Source organism: Streptomyces sp. NPDC088124, from assembly GCF_040685895.1.
Lineage (GTDB): Bacteria > Actinomycetota > Actinomycetes > Streptomycetales > Streptomycetaceae > Streptomyces.
Map to the genome: position 1 here is coordinate 1 of NZ_JBFBJB010000086.1, position 25,341 is coordinate 25,341.

The 25,341-nt window shown below is 69.9% G+C and carries 20 protein-coding genes; 9 read left to right on the plus strand and 11 right to left on the minus strand.

Going from position 1 to position 25,341, the window contains the following annotated elements; all coding sequences use genetic code 11:
- Window positions 1–215 precede the first annotated feature (215 nt).
- Window positions 216–1,247, plus strand: a complete 1,032-nt coding sequence (locus AB0P17_RS40200; protein ID WP_365819515.1) for a LacI family DNA-binding transcriptional regulator — start codon at window positions 216–218, stop codon at window positions 1,245–1,247.
- A 93-nt stretch (window positions 1,248–1,340) separates the two neighbouring features.
- On the opposite strand, the gene prcA is transcribed toward AB0P17_RS40200, so the two are convergent.
- From prcA to arc, 5 genes are all read right to left on the minus strand, one after another.
- A complete protein-coding gene (gene prcA, locus AB0P17_RS40205) occupies window positions 1,341–2,198 on the minus strand; it encodes a proteasome subunit alpha (protein ID WP_365819517.1) in 858 nt (285 codons plus the stop codon).
- Between the two features lie 50 nt (window positions 2,199–2,248).
- A complete protein-coding gene (prcB, locus tag AB0P17_RS40210; protein ID WP_365819519.1) occupies window positions 2,249–3,094 on the minus strand; it encodes a proteasome subunit beta in 846 nt (281 codons plus the stop codon).
- 141 nt (window positions 3,095–3,235) lie between these two features.
- Window positions 3,236–3,454, minus strand: a complete 219-nt coding sequence (locus AB0P17_RS40215; RefSeq protein ID WP_030754525.1) for a ubiquitin-like protein Pup — start codon at window positions 3,452–3,454, stop codon at window positions 3,236–3,238.
- A gap of 134 nt (window positions 3,455–3,588) precedes the next feature.
- Complete coding sequence (gene dop, locus AB0P17_RS40220) at window positions 3,589–5,100, minus strand: depupylase/deamidase Dop (RefSeq protein ID WP_365819521.1); 1,512 nt, start codon at window positions 5,098–5,100, stop codon at window positions 3,589–3,591.
- Between the two features lie 261 nt (window positions 5,101–5,361).
- Complete coding sequence (gene arc / locus AB0P17_RS40225; RefSeq protein WP_365819523.1) at window positions 5,362–7,128, minus strand: proteasome ATPase; 1,767 nt, start codon at window positions 7,126–7,128, stop codon at window positions 5,362–5,364.
- Between the two features lie 254 nt (window positions 7,129–7,382).
- Here arc and AB0P17_RS40230 point away from each other — a divergent pair, with 254 nt between their 5' ends.
- The gene (locus AB0P17_RS40230) at window positions 7,383–7,703 is read left to right on the plus strand and encodes a ferredoxin (protein ID WP_365819525.1); all 321 of its coding nucleotides are present in this window, start codon (window positions 7,383–7,385) and stop codon (window positions 7,701–7,703) included.
- Between the two features lie 57 nt (window positions 7,704–7,760).
- On the opposite strand, the gene AB0P17_RS40235 is transcribed toward AB0P17_RS40230, so the two are convergent.
- The 3 genes from AB0P17_RS40235 to AB0P17_RS40245 form a co-directional block, all read right to left on the minus strand.
- The gene (locus AB0P17_RS40235; RefSeq protein ID WP_365819527.1) at window positions 7,761–8,354 is read right to left on the minus strand and encodes a hypothetical protein; all 594 of its coding nucleotides are present in this window, start codon (window positions 8,352–8,354) and stop codon (window positions 7,761–7,763) included.
- 210 nt (window positions 8,355–8,564) lie between these two features.
- A complete protein-coding gene (locus AB0P17_RS40240; RefSeq protein ID WP_365819529.1) occupies window positions 8,565–9,470 on the minus strand; it encodes a tRNA (adenine-N1)-methyltransferase in 906 nt (301 codons plus the stop codon).
- A gap of 201 nt (window positions 9,471–9,671) precedes the next feature.
- A complete protein-coding gene (locus AB0P17_RS40245) occupies window positions 9,672–10,913 on the minus strand; it encodes a site-2 protease family protein (protein ID WP_365819531.1) in 1,242 nt (413 codons plus the stop codon).
- Window positions 10,914–11,016: 103 nt separating this feature from the next.
- Between AB0P17_RS40245 and AB0P17_RS40250 the strand changes: the two genes are divergently transcribed.
- Together AB0P17_RS40250 and AB0P17_RS40255 are read left to right on the plus strand one after the other, a co-directional pair.
- Window positions 11,017–11,877, plus strand: a complete 861-nt coding sequence (locus AB0P17_RS40250; protein WP_365819533.1) for a PD-(D/E)XK nuclease family protein — start codon at window positions 11,017–11,019, stop codon at window positions 11,875–11,877.
- A gap of 54 nt (window positions 11,878–11,931) precedes the next feature.
- Window positions 11,932–12,603, plus strand: a complete 672-nt coding sequence (locus AB0P17_RS40255; protein ID WP_365819535.1) for a response regulator transcription factor — start codon at window positions 11,932–11,934, stop codon at window positions 12,601–12,603.
- 113 nt (window positions 12,604–12,716) lie between these two features.
- Here the strand turns inward: AB0P17_RS40255 and AB0P17_RS40260 are convergent, their stop codons facing one another.
- The 3 genes from AB0P17_RS40260 to metH all read right to left on the minus strand — a co-directional run bounded on the left by AB0P17_RS40260 (window position 12,717) and on the right by metH (window position 19,224).
- A complete protein-coding gene (locus tag AB0P17_RS40260) occupies window positions 12,717–14,315 on the minus strand; it encodes an ABC transporter substrate-binding protein (protein ID WP_365819537.1) in 1,599 nt (532 codons plus the stop codon).
- Window positions 14,316–14,804: 489 nt separating this feature from the next.
- Window positions 14,805–15,518 carry an HAD family phosphatase gene (locus AB0P17_RS40265; protein ID WP_365819539.1) on the minus strand — a complete coding sequence of 238 codons (714 nt, stop codon included), beginning with the start codon at window positions 15,516–15,518 and terminating at the stop codon, window positions 14,805–14,807.
- A 196-nt stretch (window positions 15,519–15,714) separates the two neighbouring features.
- The gene (gene metH, locus AB0P17_RS40270) at window positions 15,715–19,224 is read right to left on the minus strand and encodes a methionine synthase (RefSeq protein WP_365819540.1); all 3,510 of its coding nucleotides are present in this window, start codon (window positions 19,222–19,224) and stop codon (window positions 15,715–15,717) included.
- Window positions 19,225–19,472: 248 nt separating this feature from the next.
- On the opposite strand from metH, the gene AB0P17_RS40275 reads away from it, so the two are divergent.
- From AB0P17_RS40275 to AB0P17_RS40295, 5 genes are all read left to right on the plus strand, one after another.
- Window positions 19,473–20,237, plus strand: a complete 765-nt coding sequence (locus tag AB0P17_RS40275; RefSeq protein ID WP_365819563.1) for an IclR family transcriptional regulator — start codon at window positions 19,473–19,475, stop codon at window positions 20,235–20,237.
- Window positions 20,238–20,474: 237 nt separating this feature from the next.
- Window positions 20,475–21,266: an MIP/aquaporin family protein gene (locus AB0P17_RS40280; protein WP_365819542.1), complete on the plus strand. Its 792-nt coding sequence runs from the start codon at window positions 20,475–20,477 to the stop codon at window positions 21,264–21,266.
- A gap of 45 nt (window positions 21,267–21,311) precedes the next feature.
- Window positions 21,312–22,856 carry a glycerol kinase GlpK gene (gene glpK, locus AB0P17_RS40285; RefSeq protein WP_365819544.1) on the plus strand — a complete coding sequence of 515 codons (1,545 nt, stop codon included), beginning with the start codon at window positions 21,312–21,314 and terminating at the stop codon, window positions 22,854–22,856.
- A gap of 52 nt (window positions 22,857–22,908) precedes the next feature.
- Window positions 22,909–24,519, plus strand: a complete 1,611-nt coding sequence (locus AB0P17_RS40290) for a glycerol-3-phosphate dehydrogenase/oxidase (RefSeq protein WP_365819546.1) — start codon at window positions 22,909–22,911, stop codon at window positions 24,517–24,519.
- A gap of 138 nt (window positions 24,520–24,657) precedes the next feature.
- Window positions 24,658–25,329 (plus strand): FadR/GntR family transcriptional regulator, encoded by a 672-nt coding sequence (locus tag AB0P17_RS40295; protein ID WP_365819548.1) that lies wholly within the window; start codon window positions 24,658–24,660, stop codon window positions 25,327–25,329.
- The last annotated feature ends 12 nt before the right edge of the window (window positions 25,330–25,341 follow it).

The following is a 25,341-nucleotide window of genomic DNA, read 5'->3' on the forward strand; positions in this document are numbered from 1 at the left end:
CCGTGGCGTTCGGCAGCCGCCCCACGAGCGTGCCGGTGAGCAGCCGCGCGGCGTGCGGTGCCCTGATGATGTCTGCGTACCCGGTGACTCCTGCGACCATGGCCCGCCTCTCCCTCGGAGTTTTGCGTGTTACGTATAACCGGCTGGCACATAAGTAGCATGTGCGCAGTACGCGGGTCCACCGCGATTCCCGCCCGCGTCGGAGAACGGCTGTCATGACAGAGCACTCGGTCAGGCCCACGAGCAGGGACGTGGCCCGGGCCGCGGGCGTCTCCCAGGCCACCGTCTCGCTGGTCCTCGGCGACAAGTGGCGGGGCAGGGTCTCGGAGCGGACGGCCGGGCTCGTCAGGGACGCGGCCCGCACACTCGGCTACCGCCCCAACCTCGCCGCCCGCAATCTGCGTCTGGGGACGACCAGGACGGCGCTCCTGGTGGTGCCCGCGCTGACCAACGAGTTCTTCGCCCGGGTCTACACCGGCGCGGCCGAGGTCGCCGCCGAGCACGGCTTCGGGGTGGTCCTGTACCCCTCGCCGGAGGGGATGGGGCCGGCCAGGGACCCGTTCGCCTCGGCGCGGGCCGCGCTGGACGGGGTGATCGCCTCGTCGATGGCGACCGCCGCGCTGGACGCGATCAGCGGCACGGACGGCGCGGATCTGCCACTGGTGATGCTGGACAGCGATCCGGCGGCGCCGGGAGCCGCCGCCCGGGTGAACGTCGACATCGCCGGGGGCATGCGCGGGGTGACGGAGCACCTCCTCGGCCTCGGCCACCGGCGGCTGCTCCACCTCGCCTCCGCGGTCGACTCCTGGACCTTCCGGGTACGGGCCGAGGCCATCGCTGCGGCGGTGCGGAAGGTCCCCGGCGCGACCGTACGGACGGTTCGCGCGCCCCTGGAGGTCGACGCGGGGCGGACGGCCGCGGAGCGCGCCCTCGCGGCGCCGGGGGCCCGTCCCACGGCCCTGGTCTGCGACGGCGACGTGCTGGCCGCGGGGGCCTGCAAGGCGGTACGGCGGCTGGGGCTGCGCGTCCCCGAGGACATCTCCGTCGCCGGTTTCGACGATCTGGCCCTGGCGCGGGCGGTGGAGCCGGAGCTGACCACCGTACGGCTGCCCGCGGAGCAGGTGGGGCGGCGCGGCATGGCGGCGCTGCTGAGCGTCCTGGAGGGACGGCGGCCGGAGACCGGCGAGCTGCCGGTCACCCTGGTCGTCCGGGACTCCACGGCCCCGGCGCCAACGGCCGGGGGCTGAGACCGCCTCGGGCGGAGGCCGGGACCGCCGCGGACGACGCCGGCGCACCCGTGCCCCGGAGCGCGCGGGCGGTCCGGGGCACGGGCGGTGCGGCTACTTCTTGCCGTTGCCCTTCGGCTTGTCGGAGGCGTCCGGCTTGTCCGGGGCGTCCGCCTTGTCGGAGGCGTCCGTGGCGTCGTCCGCCGGGAGCGGGGTGGCCCCGTCGGGCTCCTCGGTGTCGGACGGCGCGTCCGTCGGGGTGGAGGCCGCTCCGTCCGCCTCCAGCAGGCGGGCGAGCTGCCGGCCGACGATCCGCTTGAACTTCCGCTGCTGCGGTCTCGTACGGTCCAGGACGGCCACTTCCAGCCGTTCGGCGGGGATCTCGCGCTCGCCGCCGTTGGTGTCCCGGGACAGCGCCTGCACGGCGAGCTTCAGCGCCTCCGCGAGGGACATGCCGTCGCGGTGCCGCTGGTCGAGGAAGGTGCTGATCTGCTCGGAGCTGCCGCCGACCGCGACCGAGCCGTGCTCGTCCACGATCGAGCCGTCGTGCGGCAGCCGGTAGATCTGGTCCCCGTCCGCCGTGGCGCCCACCTCGGCGACGACCAGTTCGACCTCGTAGGGCTTCTCGGCGGAGCTGGAGAAGATGGTGCCGAGCGTCTGGGCGTAGACGTTGGCGAGACCGCGGGCCGTCACATCGTCACGGTCGTAGGTGTACCCGCGCAGGTCCGCGTAGCGGACGCCGCCGATGCGCAGGTTCTCGTACTCGTTGTACTTGCCGGCGGCGGCGAAACCGATCCGGTCGTAGATCTCGCTGAACTTGTGGAGCGCGCGGGACGGGTTCTCACCGACGAAGACAATGCCGTCGGCGTACTGGAGCACTACCAGGCTGCGACCGCGGGCGATGCCCTTGCGGGCGTACTCCGCCCGGTCGGCCATGGCCTGCTGGGGTGAGACATAGAACGGCGTCGACACCGGCTATCCGTCCCTTTCTGTCAGAGGCGTTGTGGTTCGGGAGGGCGGCGTCAGAGCAGCGCGGCACGCGGGCCGTCGGGCTGTTCGAGCCGGCGCTCCAGGATCGACCGGGCGATGTCGGCGGACTCGTCGTCGTCCAGCCTCCGGAAGCCCTCCTCGGTGATGACGGTGACGATCGGATAGATCCGGCGGGCCACGTCGGGACCGCCCGTGGCCGAGTCGTCGTCCGCCGCGTCGTACAGCGCCTGGACGACCAGGGTGCACGCCTGCTGCTCCGTCAGGTCCTCGTGGTAGAGCTTCTTCATCGCCCCGCGCGCGAACACGGAGCCGGAGCCCGTGGACGCGTAACCCGGCTCCTCGGAACGCCCGCCCGTCACGTCGTACGAGAAGATACGGCCCTTCCCGCGGTCCACGTCCCACCCCGCGAAGAGCGGGACGACGGCCAGGCCCTGCATCGCCATCGCCAGATTGCTGCGGATCATCGTGGAGAGCCGGTTGGCCTTGCCCTCCAGCGAGAGCTGCGCCCCCTCGACCTTCTCGAAGTGCTCCAGTTCGAGCTGGAAGAGCTTGACCATCTCCACGGCGAGCCCGGCGGTGCCCGCGATGCCCACGGCCGAGTACTCGTCGGCCGGGAAGACCTTCTCGATGTCACGCTGCGCGATCATGTTGCCCATGGTGGCCCGCCGGTCACCGGCGAGGACCACACCGCCGGGGAAGCTCACCGCGACGATCGTCGTGCCGTGCGGTGCCTCGACCGTGCCCTGCAGGGGCGGCAGGACGCGCTTGCCGGGCAGCATCTCCGGCGACTGGTGGGAGAGGAAATCCATGAACGAGGACGAGCCGGGCGTCAGGAAGGCTGCCGGCAGACGCCCGGTGTTACGAGGGTTGGCTTCCACACGTTTCCTTCCGGATGGGCGGCGGCCCGCTCGGGCCGGGCCGATCTTAGATCTGTGCACGGACCTTACCCGCGCCGTCGCCGGTCATCCGCCCCGGTGCGACCGGCTTTCGCCGGTGGCACCGGGGACGGACAACGGCGCCTACTGGCCGCCCTTTTGCACGAAGGACCGCACGAAGTCCTCGGCGTTCTCCTCCAGCACGTCGTCGATCTCGTCGAGGACGGAGTCCACGTCGTCCGACAACTTCTCCTGGCGCTCCTTGAGGTCCTCGGATGCCTGCGCTTCCTGCGCCTGCTCCTCGGTCTCCTCCGTGGAACGCGTCGCCTTCTGCTGTCCGCCGCCGGTGTCCTTGGTCGCCATAACCCTCACCCCGCTCGGTTCGCCCCGCTGGATGTGACCTTCAAGATCCGACCCTACAAGGAGGGCCGGACATCGGCCCCGCACTTTCCACAACGTCCGGGGGCCACCCTGATCATTCCCACGCCGGAACTGTTTCAGCCTCCGGACAGCACCCGGACCAGCTCCTCCGCGGTGCGGCAGCGGTCCAGCAGCTCCTTCACGTGGTTGCGCGTGCCCCGCAGCGGCTCCAGCGTGGGAACCCGCTGGAGCGAGTCACGGCCCGGCAGGTCGAAGATGACCGAATCCCACGAGGCGGCGGCCACGTCGTCCGCGTACTGCTCCAGGCAGCGGCCCCGGAAATACGCCCTGGTGTCCTCAGGAGGCTGGGTCCTGGCCCGCTCGACGTCCTGGTCGTCCAGCAGGCGCCGCATCTTCCCGCGGGCCGCCAGACGGTTGTACAGGCCCTTCTCGGGACGTACGTCGGCGTACTGGAGGTCCACGAGGTGCAGCCGCGCCGCGTCCCAGTCCAGGCCGTCCCTGCGGCGGTAGCCCTCCAGGACCTCACGCTTGGTGATCCAGTCCAGCTCGCCGGAGAGGCTCATCGGATCGTTCTCCAGCCGGTTGAGCGTGTCCTCCCACCGGCCCAGGACGTCCTTGGTCTGCTCGTCGGCGTCGGCCCCGTACCGCTCCTCGACGTACTTTCTCGCCAGCTCGTAGTACTCCATCTGGAGCTGGACGGCGGTGAGTGTCCGGCCGCTGCGGAGCGTGACCAGCCGGCCGAGCGTCGGGTCGTGCGAGACCTGGTGCAGCGTACGGACCGGCTGGTCCACGGCCAGGTCGACGTTGATGAAGCCGTCCTCGATCATGGAGAGGACCAGCGCGGTGGTGCCGAGCTTCAGATAGGTGGAGATCTCCGAGAGGTTCGCGTCGCCGATGATCACATGCAGCCGGCGGTACTTCTCCGCGTCCGAGTGCGGCTCGTCGCGGGTGTTGATGATGGGGCGCTTGAGGGTCGTCTCCAGCCCCACCTCGACCTCGAAGTAGTCCGCGCGCTGGCTGATCTGGAAACCGTGCTCGTGGCCGTCCTGGCCGATCCCGACCCGGCCGGCGCCCGTGACGACCTGCCGGGAGACGAAGAACGGCGTCAGATGGCGCACGATGTCCGAGAAGGGGGTCTCCCGCTTCATCAGGTAGTTCTCGTGCGTGCCGTAGGACGCGCCCTTGTTGTCGGTGTTGTTCTTGTACAGGTGGATGGGCTGGGCGCCGGGCAGCAGCGCCGCGCGTTCGGCGGCCTCCGCCATGATCCGCTCGCCTGCCTTGTCCCACAGGACGGCGTCCCTCGGATTGGTGATCTCGGGAGAGCTGTACTCCGGATGGGCGTGGTCCACGTAGAGCCGGGCACCGTTCGTGAGGATCACATTGGCCAGACCGATGTCCTCGTCGGTGAGCTGGCTGGCGTCCGCCGTCTCGCGGGCGAGGTCGAAGCCACGGGCGTCCCGGAGCGGATTCTCCTCCTCGAAGTCCCAGCGGGCGCGCCGCGCCCGGTGCATCGCCGCCGCGTAGGCGTTGACGATCTGGGACGAGGTGAGCATGGCATTGGCGTTCGGGTGGCCCGGGACGGAGATGCCGTACTCCGTCTCGATGCCCATTACTCGCCGTACGGTCATGCGGCCCTCCTTGCCCGGCGGCGCTCCCCTCCGGGAGCGGCGCTCAAGTACCGCTGTCTCTCCGGTGCGTGTGCGGTGCCCGGTCCCGCACTGCGCGACGTGGCGGTATGAACGAGCCTAGAGCCCCTCCGCGCCGACGGGGAGATCATTTTCGTCATTGGCCTGGTGTGGTGGTTGGCCCGGTGTGCGGGTGTGGTGGGAGGTGCGGGGAAAGCAGCCGGCTGCGGATGCCCTCCGAGGCATCCGCAGCCGGTCCGCGCTCTACAGGTACTGACCGGTGTTCGCCACCGTGTCGATCGAGCGTCCGGTGTCCGCGCCCTGCTTTCCGGTCACCAGGGTGCGGATGAAGACGATCCGCTCGCCCTTCTTGCCGGAGATACGGGCCCAGTCGTCCGGGTTGGTGGTGTTCGGCAGGTCCTCGTTCTCCTTGAACTCGTCCACGCACGCCTGGAGGAGATGGGAGACCCGGAGGCCCTTCTGGTTGTGGTCGAGGAAGGCCTTGATCGCCATCTTCTTGGCCCGGTCCACGATGTTCTGGATCATCGCGCCGGAGTTGAAGTCCTTGAAATAGAGGACTTCCTTGTCACCGTTGGCGTACGTGACCTCCAGGAACCGGTTCTCCTCGGACTCCGCGTACATCTGCTCCACGACGGACTGGATCATCCCGTGGGCCGCGGCCTCCTTGGAGCCGTTGTGCTCGGAGATGTCGTCCCCGTGCAGTGGCAGCGTGGGCGTCAGGTACTTCGCGAAGATGTCCTTCGCCGCCTCCGCGTCCGGACGCTCGATCTTGATCTTCACATCGAGCCGGCCGGGCCGCAGGATCGCGGGGTCGATCATGTCCTCGCGGTTGGAGGCGCCGATGACGATGACGTTCTCCAGGCCCTCCACCCCGTCGATCTCGGCGAGGAGCTGCGGGACGATGGTGTTCTCCACGTCCGAGCTGACACCGGAGCCGCGGGTGCGGAAGAGGGATTCCATCTCGTCGAAGAAGACGATGACGGGAGTGCCCTCGCTCGCCTTCTCCCGGGCACGCTGGAAGACCAGGCGGATGTGGCGCTCGGTCTCACCGACGTACTTGTTGAGCAGCTCGGGACCCTTGATGTTGAGGAAATAGCTCTTCCCCGCCGGACGCCCGGTCACCTCGGCGACCTTCTTGGCGAGGGAGTTGGCCACCGCCTTGGCGATCAGCGTCTTGCCGCAGCCGGGCGGACCGTAGAGCAGGATGCCCTTCGGCGGCCTCAGCTCGTGTTCCTTGAAGAGGTCCGGGTGGAGGTAAGGAAGCTCGACGGCGTCCCTGATCATCTCGATCTGGCCGCCCAGGCCGCCGATCTTGTCGTAATCGACGTCCGGGACCTCTTCGAGGACCAGCTCCTCGACCTCGCTCTTGGGAACCACTTCATAGACATAGCCGGAGCGCGGTTCGAGCAGCAGGGCGTCGCCGGGGCGGATGGTGATGTCCAGGAGTGGCTCCGCGAGCCGCACCACCCGTTCCTCGTCGGTGTGCCCGATGACCAGGGCGCGCTCGCCGTCCTCAAGGATCTCCTTGAGGGTGACGATGTCCCCGGCACGCTCGAATTCCATGGCCTCGACCACGTTGAGCGCCTCGTTGAGCATGACTTCCTGGCCGCGCCGGAGCTCGTCGAGCTCGACGCCGGGACTGACATTCACCCGGAGCTTGCGGCCCCCGGTGAAAATATCGGCCGTGCCGTCCTCATTGGACTGCAGGAAGACACCGAAGCCGGCCGGCGGCTGGGCGAGCCGGTCGACCTCTTCCTTGAGGGCCACGATCTGGTCGCGGGCCTCACGCAGCGTATTGGCGAGCCGCTCGTTCTGCGCGGATACACCCGCCAGGTTCGTCTGCAACTCGACGATCCGCTCTTCGAGAATTCTCGTGTGCCGCGGAGAGTCGGCGAGCTTACGTCGCAGGACGGCGATTTCCTGCTCGAGATAGGCAACCTGGCCGGCTGGGTCTTCGGACCCCCGCCCGGGCCGGATGCCGCGGTTGATGTCGTCGTCGTGGGCTGCCACGGTCCTCACCTCCTCCAAGGGGAGCTGGACGCTTCCTGACCCTACCTGGGTGGGTGATGATTGAAACCCCTAGATCACAAAGACGGTCGGGGTGTGACCGATCTTCACCCTTGCGCTCTCCCTCACGCCAGGGGAATACCCACCCAGGAACATCGGAAAGCCGCCGGTTGTATCGTCGAAGTGTTCAACACCCGTCAGGGCTGGCGCGACTTACCGCGTCACGCGCCGTCCGGCGCGGATAAACGGCAGGAGAGATGAGCGTGCAGCAGGAGGCTCCCACCGAAGGCGTCACCGGGACCGGTGAGCCGCTGGAGGTCTGGATCGATCAGGACCTGTGCACCGGCGACGGAATCTGCGCCCAGTACGCGCCGGACGTCTTCGAGCTGGACATCGACGGCCTGGCCTATGTGAAGAGCGCCGACGACGAACTGCTCCAGTCACCCGGCGCGACCACCCGTGTACCGCTGCCGCTGCTGACCGACGTGGTGGATTCGGCCAGGGAGTGTCCCGGTGACTGCATCCATGTACGCAGGGTGGCGGACCAGGTCGAGGTGTACGGCCCGGACGCGGCCTGACCGGCTCCGTCGGCCGCGGCCCGGTCCGCCGCGGCTCCGGGCGCCCGGAGCGAGCGGTCAGCTACGGGGCGCTTCGGGCAGCTCGGTCCGGACGAAGGCGCCGTTCTTCCACTGCCAGGAGACCCGGTCCTCCTGGTCCGGGCAGCAGCTCGGCACGGAGGGCCCCGAGTAGCCGAAGAGCGTGGCCAGGATCACACCGTCGCGCACGGTGAGCTCGGGCCCGACGGTCCGCTTGTCCGCGGGGTCCACCAGAGTGGCCACGACGCGGGGCGCGTCCGCCTCCGTACGCGTCAGCACGTACACCCCGCTCGGCGGGGTCCCCGAGCCGGCGTCGCAGCGGACCACCGCGACGGTCTCCGGGGTGCCGTCCCCGTCGAGGTCCCCGGTGGCCTTCTGGGTGACCACCGTGCCCGCGGGCCCGCACTCCAGCGGGAAGTCGGCGTCCGCGGGATCGGGGGCGGGCAGCGGGGCCGCCCCGGCGGGCGCAGCGGCCTTTCTCAGGCCGTCCTGGCCGGTCTGGGACGCGGTGGCGGGGCCCGGCTGGAGCAGCCCCGCCAGCGCCACGACAGCGGCCATGGCGGTCGCCGTCGCGAGCCAGTGGATGGGGCGGGGCCGGGTGTGCGCGAGGTCCGGAGCGTCGGAGATCTGCACGCGGGGTGTCTCCTGTGAGGCCGGTGCCGGTGAGTAACCAACGGTGTGGGAGGGAGTCAGCATCGTGCCACACGTCACACGGTGGCGGAACAGCGGGGTGCGTAAGAGGTCGCGTGGACTCCGAGCCCAATGTGAAGACGCCGCCGCCCAGTTCCCCCGTACGGAGCGGGAACCGGGCGGCGGCGGTATGCGGTTGACGGCCCGTGGCGGTCAGCGGGCGGCTCCGCCGCTCGCGCTGCCCGGACCGCTGTAGTCCTCGCCGTACGCCCCCTTGGCGGGACGGCGGCGGCGCAGCGGCGGCTCGACACCGTCGGCGAGGCGGCGCGCGGTCACCAGGAAGCCGGTGTGCCCGATCATGCGGTGGTCCGGCCGCACGGCCAGTCCCTCCACGTGCCAGTTGCGGATCATCGACTCCCAGGCGGCCGGCTCGTTGAACGTGCCGAACTCCCTGATCGTCTCGACCGTACGGGCCAGTTGCGTCGTCGTCGCGACATAGGCGCACAGGATGCCGCCGGGAACGAGCGCCTTGGAGACCGCCTCCACGCACTCCCACGGGGCCAGCATGTCCAGAATGACGCGGTCGACGTCCGTGTCCGACAGATTGTCCTGAAGGTCACCGACCGTCAGCGTCCAGGCGGGGTGCGGCTCCCCGAAGTAGCGCTCCACGTTCTGCCGCGCGATGTCCGCGAAGTCCTCGCGGCGCTCGTACGAGTGCAGCATGCCCTGATCGCCGATGACCCGCAGCAGAAAACTGCTGAGCGAGCCGGAACCCACACCCGCCTCGACGACGCGGGCGCCGGGGAAGATGTCGGCGAAGGCCAGGATCTGGCCGGCGTCCTTCGGATAGACCACGGCGGCACCGCGGGGCATGGACAGGACATAGTCGGGGAGCAGGGGGCGCAGCGCGAGATAGGCGACGTTCCCCGTGGTACGGACAACACTGCCCTCGGGAGCACCGATCAGCTCGTCGTGCGGGAAGGACCCTTTGTGGGTGTGGAAATTCTTCCCGGCTTCGAGCGTGAACGTGTAGTGGCGTCCCTTGGGGTCGGTGAGCTGGACCTGGTCCCCGACCTTGAAGGGGCCGCGTCGTCGGGCGGCACCGGTCGGTTCGGACATGTTCGAAGCTTAGCCCCTCTTTTTGAGGGCTCGGTTCGCCTCCGGGCGCCGAAAGCCGCCGTCGACGGTCGACCGTGCTCGGTTTGCTCGTTCCTCACAAACCTGCGCGCGCTCTCCCTTTCGACGGCGGCGCGCCCTTTGGCTCACTCGCCGGCCCGGCGGGGGCGCCCCGGAGGCGAACCGAGCCCCGGGAACCACTGCCTACTGCGGTCGGGCCATGGCGCTGACGAAGGCCCGTTCCACGTCGGCCGTCGACAGGACGCCGTAGATCTCACCCGTCTCCTCCAGCACCAGGTACTCCGTCGCCGGGCTCGCCCTGAGCCGTTCCAGGAGCGCCTCCCCCGCGAGGTCCGCCGGGACCTTCATGCCCTCCGTGAGGTCCTGGGCGAGGCCGCTCACCGCGACCCAGGGGCGGCGGTGCTGCGGGACGCCGACGATCGCGGACTCGCGTACGAGGGCCGTCGGGGCGCCCTGGCCGTCCACGACCACCAGGGCGCGGGCGCCCGCCTCGTTGGCGCGGCGGAGCGCCTCGGAGAGGGGGGTGGCGGACTCGACGGGGACCGCGCGGCGGGTGAGGGCGCGGGCCTGGAGCTCGGGGAGGTGTTCGCGGAGCCTGGCCATCCGCAGGCTGTTGCCGGCGCCGGTCCAGATGATCGCGGCGAGGATCGCGGCGAGCAGCGCGTCCGTGACGGTCTCCATGCCGCCGACGTTCGCGGCGGAGGTGCCGAGTGCACCCGTACGGGTGAGGAGCGGGAGGCCGATGAGGACGGCGACCGCGAGCGCGCGGCCGACCCAGGCGGCGGCGACGGTGCCGCTCATGGGCTTGCCGGTGATCTTCCAGACGACCGCGCGCAGCATCCGGCCGCCGTCCAGCGGGAGGCCTGGCAGCAGGTTGAAGACGGCGACGATCAGGTTGGAGATCATCAGTCCCGCGAGCAGGACTCCGGGGACCGTGCGGGGCTCGACGGCGAACAGGCCGAGGTAGAAGACGCCCGCGAGGACCAGGGAGAGGAGCGGTCCGACGAACGCCAGGACGAACTCGCGGCCCGGTGTCTCGGACTCCTTCTCGATCTCGGAGACCCCGCCGAAGAACTGGAGCTGGATCCGGCGCACGGGCAGCTTGAAGCGGAGCGCCGCGACGGTGTGGGCCAGCTCGTGGACGAGTACGGAGGCGTAGAAGGCGACCGCGAAGAACAGGGAGACCAGATACCTCAGGTTCCCCAGCTCCGGCAGGACGCGTTCGAGCTGGCCGCCGAAGATCCAGGTGATGAGCGCGGCCACCAGGAACCAGCTCGGGGCGACGTAAACAGGCACGCCGAAGGGGCGGCCCATGAGAATGCCACCGCCGGGGTCTTCACGGTGCGGCGGCTTGCCACCGGGGCCCGTGTCCCCCTTGCCGGGCTGCGGCAGCCTGCCTTCGCCGCTCTCGTCGTCCTCTTTCACGGGTTCCCTTCGTCGGCGGCGTCGCTCGCCCCATGTGGTGCGAGTGGCTCTGTAGTCGATGGTATTCGGCTTGCTGTCGGTGGCGGGCCGTAGGGTCTGCGTCATGAGGACGAGCAAGCCGCCCACTTCGCTGTCGCCGTCGCGTGCGAGCGACTTCATGCAGTGCCCGCTGCTGTACAGATTCCGGGTGATCGACAAGCTGCCGGAGAAGCCGAGCGAGGCCGCGACGCGCGGCACCCTGGTGCACGCGGTGCTGGAGCGGCTCTTCGACGCCCCGGCCGGGGAGCGCACGGCGCCGCGGGCCAAGGCGCTGGTGCCCGGTGAGTGGGACCGGCTGCTGACCGCCCGGCCCGAGCTGGGCGAGCTGTTCGCGGACGAGGCCGAGGACGCTGCGGGCGAGCGGCTGGCGGCGTGGCTGGAGCAGGCGGAGCGGCTGGTGGAGCGGTGGTTCTCGCTGGAGGACCCGACGCGTCTGGAGCCGGCGGAGCGTGAGTTCTTCGTCGAGACGGAGCTGGAGTCCGGGCTGCGGCTGCGCGGGGTGATCGACCGGGTGGATGTCGCGCCCACGGGCGAGGTGCGGATCGTCGACTACAAGACGGGCAAGGCGCCGCGTCCGGAGTACGCGGAGGGCGCGCGGTTCCAGATGACGTTCTACGCCCTGGTGGTGCGGCGGCTGAAGGGGGTGCTGCCGCGCCGTCTCCAGCTGGTCTACCTGGGCAGCGGCGACGTCGTGACGTACGACCCGGTGGAGGCGGATCTGGAGCGGGTGGAGCGCAAGCTGCTGGCGCTCTGGCAGGCGATCGAGCTGGCCACGGAGACCGGCGACTGGCGGCCCCGGCCCTCGAAGCTCTGTGGCTGGTGCGACCACCAGGCGGTATGTCCGGAGTTCGGCGGCACGCCACCGGTCTATCCGCTGACCGTGCCGCCGCCGTCGGTCCCGGTCGAGGCTCCCGCGCCCGGCTGACCCGGGGCGGGGGGCTCAGGGCAGAATGGGGCTGTCTATTGAAGGAGTTCACCCGTGACAGTCCGCGTCCTACTGGTCGACGACCAGCCACTGCTGCGCACCGGCTTCCGGATGATCCTGGAGGCCGAGCAGGACATCGCGGTCGTCGGCGAGGCCGGGGACGGCCTCCAGGCCATCGACCAGGTGCGCGCGCTCCAGCCCGATGTGGTCCTGATGGACATCCGGATGCCGCGGATGGACGGGGTGGAGGCCACCCGTCAGATCACCGGCCCGGGCCGGGACGGCCCGGCGAAGGTGCTGGTGCTGACCACCTTCGACCTCGACGAGTACGTGGTGGAGGCGCTGCGCGCGGGGGCCAGCGGCTTCCTGCTGAAGGACGCGCCCGCCAATGAACTGGTGCAGGCCATCCGGGTGGTGGCGGCGGGCGAGGCGATGCTCGCGCCGAGCATCACGCGCCGGCTGCTCGACAAGTACGCGGACCACCTCCCTTCGGGTGAGGAGCCGGTCCCCGACACCCTGCACACCCTCACCGACCGTGAGGTGGAGGTGCTGAAGCTGGTGGCGCGCGGGCTGTCCAACGCGGAGATCGCGGCGGACCTGTTCGTCAGCGAGACGACCGTCAAGACCCATGTGGGGCACGTGCTGACGAAGCTGAGCCTGCGCGACCGGGTGCAGGCGGCGGTGTACGCGTACGAGAGCGGACTGGTGCGCCCCGGCGCCCAGTAGCCCGGCAGCGGCCGTGGGGGCGCCCGTCGCGCGCCTCCTGACGGGTGATACGACGGAGGAGGGCCCCCGGGGTGTCCCGGGGGCCCTCCTCTCGTACGTCGGCGTGCGGTGGATCAGTTTCCGTGGCCGAGCTCCCACAGGTGCAGTTCGGCGGACGAGTTGACCGCCCACTCCACACCGGAGATCTCGCTCTTGGACGCCACGTACTGCTTGCCCTGCCAGAGCGGCAGCACGGGGACGTCCTCGGCGACGAGGTTCTGGATCTCACCGAACGTCTTGGTGGCCGCGCTGCGGTCGGCCTGCTTCCGCGACTCCGGGATGAGTTCGGTGCGGATCTTCAGGTTGTCGTACGGACTGTTCAGGAAGTTGGGCTTGTCGAAGAAGGGACCGACGTAGGTGTCCGGGTCCGGGAAGTCGGGGAACCAGCCCATCCCGTAGACGGTGTACTCGCCCTTCTGCCCGTTCGGCCGGAACTCGGACCACTCGGTGCCCTTGATGTCGACGTCGAAGAGCTTGCTGGCGTTGAGCTGGTCCCGGAGGGTCTCGAACTCCTTCTGCGTGGCCGAGCCGTAGTGGTCGGTGGTGTAGTCCAGCGTCAGCTTCACCGGCGTGGTGATGCCCGCGTCCTCCAGGAGCTGCGCCGCCTTGGTGAGGTCCCCGTCGCCGTACTTGTTGAAGAACGGGTTCGTGTGGGTGGCCACGGTCGACGGGACGAGCGAGTACAGCGGCTCGGCCATGGCGCCGTATGCCTCGGTGATGATCTGACCGCGGTTGACGGTGTACGCCATCGCCTGGCGTACCGCCTTGTTCTTGACGAGCGGCGCCTCGGTGTCGAACGCGAGGTAGCGGATCTCCAGCCCGGGCATCTCGGTGAGCTGGATGTCGTCCCGGGGCTTCTCGATCAGCGACTCGACCTGCTCGGGCGACATGGCGCGGGTCATCATGTCGATGTCCCCGTCGTCGAGCGCCTTGCCCATGTCGTCGGGGGTCTTGAAGGGCCGCAGCTCGACCTTGTCGTTCTGGATCTTGACGCTGCCCTTGTAGTCCGGGTTCCTGGTGAAGATGGCCTTGACGACCGCGTTGTCCTTGACCTCGGTCTTCAGGGTGTACGGGCCCGATCCGCTGACGTCGAAGCCGGTCCGCACCTTCTTCGCCTGGTAGTCCTTGGCGCTGAGGATGCCGGCCACCGGGGTGGTGAGCTTGTACGGGAAGGTCGCGTCCGGCGACTTGAGGTGGAAGACGATCTGGCGGGCGCCGTCGGACTCCATCGTGTCGATGTTGCCCACCAGGGTGGCCACACCGCTCTCGTCCTGGATGTCCAGAGCGCGCTGGATGGAGAACTTCACGTCGTCGGCGGTGATGGGGGCGCCCCCGGGGAACTTCAGCCCCTCGCGCAGCGTGCAGCGGTAGCTCTCGTTCGCGCGGTCCGTGAAGCCGCACTCGGACGCCGCGTCGGGCACCGGCTTGCCGCCGCCGCGCGGGACGGACACCAGAGTCTGGACGACCTGCCGCAGCACGTTCCAGGTACCGGTGTCGTACGCGAACGCCGGATCCAGGGGCGCGGGGCCGTCCTTCGTGGCGATGTACTGGTCCGTCGTGCCCACGACAATGGCTTCACCGCCGCCGGAGCCACCGTCCGAGCCGCCGCAACCGGCGAGCACGGGCACAAGCAGGCCGAACGCGGCCGACAGCGCCAAAGTCTTGCGGTTCATCCTGGACGTACTCCCTCATCCGGCACTGAGATACAGCGGTGTTGACGAGACTCCGCCTCCACCCGGTCGGGGCAGTGCGATCGGGCCGGGATACAGGGCGATCGGTCCTGTGTACATGGCGACTTGGTGGCCGTCGCGGACACGCTCGTTGATACGGCGAAGTGCTCGCGACGAGATTAGTCTGACGCGCCGGTAATGCCGGAACCGGCCCGATCGGCATCGCAATCGGACAGTGATCGGAAATAGCGGCGCGTCGATATCCGGGCGGGGCGGCCTTTCCTCCGCGCCTCCCCAAAGCGGGACACATGGGCACAGGCAGCCCCACCGGTGTCAGCCATGGATCAGCACCTGCGGCCCCTGTCGATGAGCAGGCAGGTGATAAAGGTCACTCCGTCGCCCTTTTGCGGGGATCATGAATGCGCCAACTGAAGTGACGGAAAATATCCAGGCCAATGCCGAGAGTTCCCATCGCGCATTTCATCGCGACGCTCAGTGAACAGTGCGGTCTCCGTGCGTCATCAGACCGCGCAGGAATACCAGGTCCACCTCTTCGAGGGAGCCCACCACCGTCCGTCCGTGCGCCGGGGCGATCGGTGCCACCGAGGGTACGGCGACGACCCGGCACCCGGCGGCCTCGGCGGCGGCCACTCCGGTGGCGGTGTCCTCGATGACCGCGCACCGCGCCGGATCGGCGCCCAGACCGCGCGCGGCGAGCAGATACGGGTCCGGGTGCGGCTTCGTACGCGGCACCTCGTCGCCCGCGACGGTCAGCGCGAAGAACTCCGGCCCCAGGGAGGTCAGGACGCGGTCGATGATGCGCCGGTGCGAGGCGGAGACCAGCGCGGTGGGCACCTCGTGCGCGGCCAGTTCGGTGAGCAGCCGGCGCGCCCCGGGCATCAGGGGGACGCCCCGTCCGATGAGGTCCTCGAAGGCGTCGTTGAGCCGGACGGTCAGCTCGGCGAGGGCGATGTCGGCGCCGGTGGCCTCGATGAGGAAGCCCGCGCTGCGGCTCATGGGCCCGCCGACCACCACGTCGCGCCAGGCCTCGTCGAGGACATGGCCGAGGTCCTTGAAGACCTCGACCTCCGCGTCCCACCAGAACCCCTCGGTGTCGACCAGAGTGCCGTCCATGTCGAGCAGGACGGCCTGAAGGGCGGACCCTTCGGCCGTTCGGGTCAAGGACGCGGGGACCGTACTGGTCATCCGGCACACCTCCGTGAGGGACGAGAAGGCCGGTCATCCGCCCCACGGGGGATCCCCGCCGGGACAGGCGACCGGCCTGCGCTGGACCGATAAGTGTACGACCCGTCCGCGCCCCGCGCCGCCCGGTTTCCTCCGGGTGGGGCGGGGCGCGGCGCACCGGGCGCCGGCGCGTACGGGCGCGGGCCGGCCCCCGGTCTCAGCGTGCGTTGAAGTACTTCGCCTCGGGGTGGTGGATGACCATGGCGTCGGTGGACTGCTCGGGGTGGAGCTGGAACTCCTCCGAGAGCTGTACGCCGATCCGCTCGGGCTCCAGCAGCTCCGCGATCTTCGCGCGGTCCTCCAGGTCGGGGCAGGCGCCGTAACCGAGCGAGAAGCGCGCGCCCCGGTACTTCAGGGCGAACATGTCCTGGACATCGGAGGGGTCCTCACCGGCGAAGCCCAGCTCGGAGCGGACCCGGGCGTGCCAGTACTCGGCGAGCGCCTCCGCGAGCTGGACGGAGAGCCCGTGCAGTTCGAGGTAGTCGCGGTAGGAGTTGGCCTCGAACAGCTCCGCGGTCGCCTCGCCGATCTTCGAACCGACGGTGACGACCTGGAGGCCGACGACATCCGTCTCGCCGGACTCCTCCGGGCGGAAGAAGTCCGCCAGGCAGAGGCGCCGGCCGCGGCGCTGGCGCGGGAAGGTGAAGCGGGTGCGCTCGGCGCCGTCCTCACCGAGCAGGATGAGGTCGTCGCCCTTGGAGACGCAGGGGAAGTAGCCGTACACGACGGCCGCCTCCAGCATGTTCCGGGTCTGCAACTGGTCCAGCCAGCCGCGCAGATGGGGCCGGCCCTCGCTCTCGACCAGTTCCTCGTAGCTGGGGCCGCCCTTGCGGGACTCCTTCAGCCCCCACTGGCCCTTGAAGAGCGCGCCCTCGTCCAGCCAGGAGGCGTACTCCTTGAGCTGGATGCCCTTGACGACGCGGGTGCCCCAGAACGGCGGGGTGGGCACGGGGTTGTCGACGGAGACGTCGGAGCGGGCCGCGCCCTCCGCGGGGCGCTCCTCCGCCACGGCGTTCGCGGTGGCCTTGACGCGGCGCTGCTTCAGTTCCGGGAGGGTGGCGCCCGGGACCCCGCGCTTGACCGCGATCAGCGCGTCCATCAGGCGCAGGCCCTCGAACGCGTCGCGGGCGTAGCGGACCTCGCCCTCGTAGATCTCGTGCAGGTCCTGCTCGACGTAGGCCCGGGTGAGCGCCGCGCCGCCGAGGATGACCGGGTAGTCGGCGGCCATGCGGCGCTGGTTCAGCTCCTCCAGGTTCTCCTTCATGATCACGGTCGACTTCACGAGCAGCCCGGACATGCCGATGACGTCTGCCCGGTGCTCCTCGGCGGCGTCCAGGATCGCGGCGACGGGCTGCTTGATGCCCAGGTTGACCACGTTGTAGCCGTTGTTGGAGAGGATGATGTCGACGAGGTTCTTGCCGATGTCGTGGACGTCGCCGCGGACGGTGGCGAGCACGATGGTGCCCTTACCCTCGGCGTCGGACTTCTCCATGTGGGGTTCCAGATAGGCCACCGCGGTCTTCATGACCTCGGCGGACTGGAGGACGAACGGCAGCTGCATCTGGCCGGAGCCGAACAGCTCGCCGACGACCTTCATGCCTTCCAGCAGCGTGTCGTTGACGATGTCGAGCGCGGGCCGGGTCTCCAGCGCCGCGTCGAGGTCGGCCTCCAGGCCGTTCTTCTCGCCGTCGATGATGCGGCGCTGGAGGCGCTCCTCCAGCGGCAGCGCGAGGAGTTCCTCGGCGCGGCCGTCCTTCATGGACTTGGTGTTGACGCCCTCGAACAGCTCCATGAGCCGCTGGAGCGGGTCGTACCCCTCGGAGCGCCGGTCGTGGATCAGGTCGTGGGCGACCTTGACCTGCTCCTCGTCCAGCCGGGCGATGGGCAGGATCTTCGAGGCGTGGACGATCGCGGAGTCCAGTCCCGCCTTGACGCACTCGTCCAGGAAGACGGAGTTGAGCACGATACGGGCGGCCGGGTTGAGACCGAAGGAGATGTTCGACAGGCCCAGGGTGGTCTGGACGTCGGGGTGACGGCTCTTCAGCTCGCGGATGGCCTCGATGGTGGCGATGCCGTCGCGCCGCGACTCCTCCTGCCCGGTGCAGATGGTGAAGGTGAGGCAGTCGATGAGGATGTCCGACTCATGCACGCCCCAGTTGGTGGTGAGGTCGGTGATCAGGCGCTCGGCGACGGCGACCTTGTGCTCGACGGTACGTGCCTGGCCCTCCTCGTCGATGGTGAGCGCGATCAGCGCGGCGCCGTGCTCGACCGCCAGCTCGGTGACCAGGGCGAAGCGCGACTCGGGGCCGTCGCCGTCCTCGTAGTTGACCGAGTTGATGACGGCGCGCCCGCCGAGCTTCTCCAGGCCGGCCCGGAGCACGGGCAGTTCGGTGGAGTCGAGCACGATCGGCAGGGTGGAGGCCGTGGCGAACCGGCCGGCCAGCTCGGCCATGTCGGCGACGCCGTCCCGGCCGACGTAGTCCACGCAGAGGTCCAGCAGGTGGGCGCCCTCGCGGATCTGGTCGCGGGCCATCTCCACGCAGTCGTCCCAGCGGCCCTCCAGCATGGCCTCGCGGAACTTCTTCGACCCGTTGGCGTTGGTCCGCTCGCCGATGGCGAGGTACGAGGTGTCCTGGCGGAACGGAACGGTCTGGTAGAGCGAGGCGGCGCCCGGCTCGGGGCGCGGGGTGCGCTCGGTGAGGGCGGCGCCCCGTACCCGCTCGACGACCTGGCGCAGGTGCTCCGGAGTCGTACCGCAGCAGCCGCCGACCAGGGACATCCCGTACTCGCGGACGAAGGTCTCCTGCGCGTCGGCCAGCTCGGACGGGGTCAGCGGGTAGTGCGCGCCGTCCTTGCCGAGGACCGGGAGGCCGGCGTTGGGCATGCAGGAGAGCGGGATCCGGGAGTGCCGGGCGAGGTAGCGCAGGTGCTCGCTCATCTCGGCGGGGCCGGTGGCGCAGTTCAGGCCGATCATGTCGATGCCGAGCGGTTCCAGCGCGGTCAGGGCCGCGCCGATCTCGGAGCCGAGCAGCATCGTGCCGGTCGTCTCCACCGTCACGGAGCAGATGACCGGCAGGTCGGCGCCGGTGGCCTTCAGGGCGCGGCGGGCGCCGAGGACGGCGGCCTTGGTCTGCAGCAGGTCCTGCGTGGTCTCGACGAGCAGGGCGTCGGCGCCGCCGGCGATCAGGCCCTCGGCGTTCTGCTGGTAGGCGTCGCGGAGCGTGAGGTACGGGGCGTGGCCGAGCGTGGGGAGCTTGGTGCCGGGGCCCATGGAGCCGAGGACCCAGCGCTGCTGTCCGGTGGAGGCGGTGAACTCGTCGGCCACCTCGCGGGCGATCCGCGCGCCCGCCTCGGCCAGCTCGTGGACCCGCTCGGGGATGTCGTACTCCGCCAGCGCGGCGAAGTTCGTACCGAAGGTGTTCGTCTCGACGCAGTCGACCCCGACCGCGAAGTACTCCTCGTGGACGGAGCGGACGATGTCCGGGCGTGTCACGTTGAGGATCTCGTTGCAGCCTTCCAGATCCTGGAAGTCCTCCATCGTCGGATCCTGCGCCTGAAGCATCGTGCCCATCGCGCCGTCGGCCACCACCACGCGGGTGGCGAGCGCCTCTCTCAGGGCTGCGGTACGGGTCCGGCTGTCGGTGATGGGGGTCGGCGACGAGGCCATGTAAGTACTCCCGGGGCTGCGACGGCTGTCGGCTTCTGCGTGTCCTGATGGCAGGCACACGGGGCCAGCGTAGCCGGGCGGGCGCCGTCACGGTGCGTCGTCCCAGCGGGCGGACGGCATCCTGTTCCTTTGCGACATTCGGCGCGCCGGGTCTTGACAGAACCTCTCAACAGAGAGAGAAGGTCGGCATCGACCGATAGTGTTCAGCATTGTCGAACGACATGAAGGAAGCGGAGGTCTGGGGGTCGATGGCGAAGAACATCCAGTCGCTGGAACGGGCGGCGGCGATGCTCAGGCTGCTCGCGGGCGGCGAGCGGCGGCTCGGTCTTTCCGACATCGCCGCCTCGGTGGGTCTGGCCAAGGGGACGGCGCACGGGATCCTGCGCACACTGCAGGCGGAGGGGTTCGTCGAGCAGGACGCCGCGTCGGGCCGCTACCAGCTCGGCGCCGAGCTGCTGCGGCTCGGGAACAGCTATCTGGACGTGCACGAGCTGCGCTCCCGCGCCCTGGTCTGGACGGACGACCTGGCCCGCTCCAGCGGCGAGAGCGTCCATCTCGGGGTGGTGCACCAGCAGGGCGTGCTCATCGTCCACCACGTCTTCCGCCCGGACGACAGCCGGCAGGTCCTGGAGGTGGGGGCCATGCAGCCGCTGCACTCCACGGCGCTGGGCAAGGTGCTCTCGGCGTACGACCCGGTGGCCCACAGCGAGGCCGTCGAGAGCGAGCGGACGGCTTTCACGCCCCGGACGATCACCGGTTTGGCGGAGTTCGAGACGGTGCTCGATCTGACCAGGGCGCGCGGCTGGGCCGCCGACGTCGAGGAGACCTGGGAGGGCGTGGCCGCGGTGGCGGCGCCCATCCACGACCGGCGGAAGATGCCGGTCGGGGCGATCGCGATCACCGGCGCGGTGGAACGGATCTGCCCCTCGGGAGAGGTCCGGTCCGAGCTGGTGGCGGCCGTACGGGAGTGCGCCCGCGCGGTGTCCCGGGACATCGGCGCCGGGCGGTTCTGAGCGGAATGCCCGATCATCGGCAGTGAGCAGCACGAAGAGCGAGGTTTCGACCACAACACCCTTGACGACACGTCGCCCCACGGACAAAACTGCCGTTCAACGGTCGACATTGTCGAACACCTACCGGTAATACGAGTTAGTGTGTGACAACGCGACCGGCGGGTAACGCCCTCATCTGAAGGCGCGGACCACTGGTGTGAGCCGGAGGTTTGCCTCCCCCTGGACGAAGGAGTTCGGGTGTCCAACTTCGACATCTTCATAGGCGAGGTCACAGGTACCGCCCTGTTGATCCTGCTCGGTGGCGGCGTGGTCGCCGCGGTCGTTCTCAAGCGCTCCAAGGCGCACAACGCGGGATGGGTCGCCATCAGCTTCGGCTGGGGCTTCGCCGTCATGGTCGGCGCGTATCTCTCCGCACCGATCTCCGGGGCCCTGCTCAACCCGGCGGTCACCATCGGCCTCGCGATCGAGGGCGGCGTCGCGTGGGGTGACGTGCCGCTCTACATCGGCTCCCAGATGCTGGGCGCGATGATCGGCGCGTTCCTCGTCTGGGCGGCGTACCTGGGCCAGTTCAAGGCCCATCTCACCGACCCGGAGATCCTGGCCGCGCAGCCTGCCGCCGAGGGGCTCGTCGACCAGAAGGCGGCTCCCCAGGCCGGACCCGTGCTCGGTGTCTTCTCCACGGGCCCCGAGGTCCGCAATGTCGTGCAGAACATGCTGACGGAGATCATCGCCACGTTCGTGCTGGTCATCGCGATCCTCACGCAGGGCCTCAACAACTCCGGCGACGGGCTCGGCACCATCGGCGTGCTGATCACCTCGTTCGTCGTGGTGGGCATCGGCCTCTCGCTGGGCGGCCCGACCGGGTACGCCATCAACCCGGCCCGTGACCTGGGCCCCCGTATCGTGCACGCGCTCCTGCCCCTGCCCAACAAGGGCGGCTCGGACTGGAGCTACGCCTGGATACCGGTCGTCGCCCCGCTGATCGGCGCGGCGCTGGCCGGCGGGTACTACAACTTGGCCCTCGCGTAGGCGACCTTTCCCGAACCTTCTCTTCGAACCGAGCAGGAGCACTCCGTGAGCGACACGAACACCACCTCCTCCCACGGCACAGGACCGTTCATCGCGGCCATCGACCAGGGCACCACGTCGAGCCGGTGCATCGTCTTCGACCGGGACGGCCGGATCGTCGCCGTCGACCAGAAGGAACACGAGCAGATCTTCCCGAAGCCGGGCTGGGTGGAGCACAACGCCACCGAGATCTGGACCAACGTCCAGGAGGTCGTGGCCCGCGCCGTCGAGAAGGCCGGCATCACCTCGGCCGACGTCAAGGCCATCGGCATCACCAACCAGCGCGAGACGACGCTGCTGTGGGACAAGAACACCGGCGAGCCCGTCCACAACGCCATCGTCTGGCAGGACACCCGCACCGACGCGCTCTGCCGCGAGCTGGGCCGCAACGTCGGCCAGGACCGCTTCCGCCGCGAGACCGGGCTGCCGCTGGCCAGCTACTTCGCCGGGCCGAAGGCACGCTGGCTGCTGGACAACGTGGAGGGGCTGCGCGAGCGCGCCGAGCGCGGCGACATCCTCTTCGGCACCATGGACTCCTGGGTCATCTGGAACCTGACCGGCGGCACCGACGGCGGTGTGCACGTCACCGACGTCACCAACGCCTCCCGCACGATGCTGATGAACCTGCACACCCTCCAGTGGGACACCAAGATCCTGGACTCGATGCAGGTCCCGGCCGCGATCCTGCCGGAGATCCGCTCCTCCGCCGAGGTGTACGGCAACGCCAAGGGCGGCGTCCTGGACGGCATCCCGGTCGCCTCCGCGCTCGGGGACCAGCAGGCGGCCCTCTTCGGCCAGACCTGTTTCGCCGAGGGCGAGGCCAAGTCCACGTACGGCACCGGCACCTTCATGCTGATGAACACCGCAGGCAAGCCCGTCAACTCGTACAACGGCCTGCTGACCACGGTCGGCTACCGCATCGGGGACGAGCCCGCCGTGTACGCCCTGGAGGGCTCCATCGCCGTCACCGGCTCGCTGGTGCAGTGGATGCGCGACCAGATGGGCCTGATCAACTCCGCGGCCGAGATCGAGACCCTGGCCTCCTCGGTCGAGGACAACGGCGGCGCGTACTTCGTGCCCGCCTTCTCCGGCCTCTTCGCGCCGCACTGGCGCCCCGACGCGCGCGGTGTCATCGCCGGTCTGACCGGCTACGTCACCAAGGCGCACATCGCCCGCGCGGTGCTGGAGGCCACGGCGTGGCAGACCCGGGAGATCAGCGACGCCATGACCAAGGACTCCGGTGTCGAGCTGACCTCGCTCAAGGTCGACGGCGGCATGACCTCCAACAACCTGCTGATGCAGACGCTCTCCGACGTCCTGGACGCCCCCGTGGTGCGCCCGATGGTCGCCGAGACCACCTGCCTCGGCGCCGCCTACGCCGCCGGACTGGCCGTGGGCTTCTGGCCGGACACCGACGCGCTGCGCGCCAACTGGCGCCGGGCCGCCGAGTGGACCCCCCGGATGGACGCGGCCACCCGTGACCGCGAGTACAAGAGCTGGCTCAAGGCCGTCGAGCGGACCAAGGGCTGGCTCGACGTCGACGCAAGCTGACCGAACACAGCCACCGGCGGGAGAGCCGGGATGAGCTGAAGAGGAGTTACGCATGAGCACCCCGCACAGCGTCCCCGCCCTGGGGACGCACCCGGCCGGCGGTTCCCTGCCGAGCCGTGCCGAAACCCGGGAACAACTGTCCAACGCGACGTACGACCTCCTGGTGATAGGCGGCGGCATTCTGGGCATCTCCACCGCCTGGCATGCCTCCCAGTCGGGACTGCGGGTGGCCCTGGTGGACGGCGGCGACTTCGCCGGCGCCACCTCGTCCGCCTCCTCCAAGCTCCTCCACGGCGGTCTGCGCTACCTCCAGACCGGCGCGGTGAAGCTGGTCGCGGAGAACCACTTCGAGCGGCGGGCGGTGTCCCGGCAGGTGGCACCGCACCTGGCCAACCCGCTCACCTTCTATCTGCCCGTCTACAAGGGCGGCCCGCACGGCGCGGCCAAGCTCGGCGCGGGCGTCTTCGCCTACTCCGCGCTCTCCGCGTTCGGCGACGGCGTCGGCCATGTGATCAGCCCGGCCAGGGCCCGCCAGGCCGTGCCCGAGCTGCGTACGGACAACCTCAAGGCCGTGGCCGTCTACGGCGACGACCAGATGAACGACGCGCGGATGGCGCTGATGACCGTGCGCGCCGCGGTCGACTCCGGCGCCACCGTCCTCAACCACGCCACGGTCACCGGGCTGCGCTTCACCCAGGGCCGGGTCACCGGCGCCGAGCTGCGCGACCGGATCGACGGTGCGGAGTTCGGTGTCGACGCCCGGCTGGTCCTCAACGCGACCGGCCCCTGGGTCGACCACCTGCGGCGGATGGAGAACCCGGACGCGGCGCCCTCCATCCGGCTCTCCAAGGGCGCGCACCTGGTCCTCAAGCGCACCTCCCCTTGGAAGGCCGCGCTGGCGACCCCCATCGACAAGTACCGCATCACCTTCGCCCTCCCCTGGGAGGACATGCTGCTGCTCGGCACCACGGACGAGGAGTACGAGGGCGAGCCCGCGGACGTCTCGGTCAACGAGAAGGACATCCACCAGATCCTCGACGAGGCGGCGTTCTCCGTCCGCGACCAGCAGCTCTCGCGCGATCTGATCACGTACTCCTTCGCCGGGCTGCGGGTGCTGCCCGGCGGCCCCGGCGACACCTCCAAGGCCAAGCGCGAGACGGTCGTGACCGAGGGCCGCGGCGGCATGCTCTCGGTCGCGGGCGGCAAGTGGACGACCTTCCGCCACATCGGCCGGACGGTCATGCACAAGCTGGCGACCCTGCCGGGCCATCCGCTGGGCGAGGGCATGGAGCCCGTCTCGCACCTGCCGAAGAAGCTCCCGCTGCCCGGGATCGCCAGCCCGAACGCGGTCGCGCACCGGCTGCTGATCGACGGCGGCGGCACGGGCCCGTCCATGGCCGTGGACACCGCGCGCCATCTCGCCACCCACTACGGCTCGCTCGCCTTCGACATCGTCCGCCTCGCGAACGAGTACCCGGAGCTGGCCGAGCGGATCCACCCGGACGCGCCGGAGATCTGGGCCCAGGTCGTCTACGCGCGCGACCACGAGTGGGCCGAGACGGTCGACGACGTGCTGCGCCGGCGTACGACGCTGACGATCCGCGGCCTGGACACGGACGAGGTCCGGGCCCGGGTGGAGGACCTGCTGGGCAAGCGCGACTGAGCCGTACATCAGCACATTTGTGCGGTGCCTGGGCGGGAGAGGGGCGCATCCTTCCGGATGCGTCCCTCTTCGTGCGCCGTTCAGGCGGTTCGGGACGCATAATGGGGGCCGATACATCGGATGTCTGGAGGGGTGCCCATGGCTGTCACCGACGAGGCCATCGAGCGGATCAAGGGGATGATCGTCTCGGGCGCGCTGCGCCCGGGCGACCGGCTGCCCAAGGAGAGCGAGCTCGCCGCCGAGCTGGGGCTCTCCCGCAACTCCCTGCGCGAGGCGGTACGCGCCCTGTCGCTCATCCGCATCCTCGACGTACGGCAGGGCGACGGTACGTACGTGACCAGCCTGGCACCCCAGCTCCTGCTGGAGGCGCTCAGCTTCGTGGTGGACTTCCACCGGGACGACACCGTGCTGGAGTTCCTCGCCGTACGCCGGATACTCGAACCGGCCGCCACGGCGCTGGCGAGCTCCCGGATCACCGAGGAGGAGCTGGACACGCTCGGCGCCCAGCTCGACGCGCTCGGCCCGGAGCCCTCGGTGGAGGAACTGGTCGCCGCCGACCTGGAATTCCACCACGGGATCGTGCGGCAGTCCGGCAACGCGGTGCTCTGCTCCCTGCTGGACGGGCTCTCCGGGCCCACCACCCGGGCCAGGATCTGGCGCGGGCTGACCCAGGAGGACGCCGTCAGCCGTACGCTCCACGAACACCGGGCGATCCTCGCTGCGCTGCGCGCCCGGGACGCCGAGGCGGCCAGGTCCTGGGCCACGGTCCACATCGCGAGCGTGGAGATGTGGCTCAGGTCCACGCTCTGAGGCCGTCCCCGG

Coding starts and splice junctions, on each gene's coding strand:
- AB0P17_RS40295 (WP_365819548.1), top strand. CDS start 24,658: ATGGCTGTCACCGACGAGGCCATCGAGCGGATCAAGGGGATGATCGTC.
- dop (WP_365819521.1), bottom strand. CDS start 5,100: ATGACCGTACGGCGAGTAATGGGCATCGAGACGGAGTACGGCATCTCC.
- AB0P17_RS40260 (WP_365819537.1), bottom strand. CDS start 14,315: ATGAACCGCAAGACTTTGGCGCTGTCGGCCGCGTTCGGCCTGCTTGTG.
- AB0P17_RS40250 (WP_365819533.1), top strand. CDS start 11,017: ATGAGGACGAGCAAGCCGCCCACTTCGCTGTCGCCGTCGCGTGCGAGC.
- AB0P17_RS40200 (WP_365819515.1), top strand. CDS start 216: ATGACAGAGCACTCGGTCAGGCCCACGAGCAGGGACGTGGCCCGGGCC.
- AB0P17_RS40240 (WP_365819529.1), bottom strand. CDS start 9,470: ATGTCCGAACCGACCGGTGCCGCCCGACGACGCGGCCCCTTCAAGGTC.
- AB0P17_RS40215 (WP_030754525.1), bottom strand. CDS start 3,454: ATGGCGACCAAGGACACCGGCGGCGGACAGCAGAAGGCGACGCGTTCC.
- AB0P17_RS40275 (WP_365819563.1), top strand. CDS start 19,473: ATGGCGAAGAACATCCAGTCGCTGGAACGGGCGGCGGCGATGCTCAGG.
- AB0P17_RS40265 (WP_365819539.1), bottom strand. CDS start 15,518: ATGACCAGTACGGTCCCCGCGTCCTTGACCCGAACGGCCGAAGGGTCC.
- metH (WP_365819540.1), bottom strand. CDS start 19,224: ATGGCCTCGTCGCCGACCCCCATCACCGACAGCCGGACCCGTACCGCA.
- AB0P17_RS40290 (WP_365819546.1), top strand. CDS start 22,909: ATGAGCACCCCGCACAGCGTCCCCGCCCTGGGGACGCACCCGGCCGGC.
- AB0P17_RS40230 (WP_365819525.1), top strand. CDS start 7,383: ATGAGCGTGCAGCAGGAGGCTCCCACCGAAGGCGTCACCGGGACCGGT.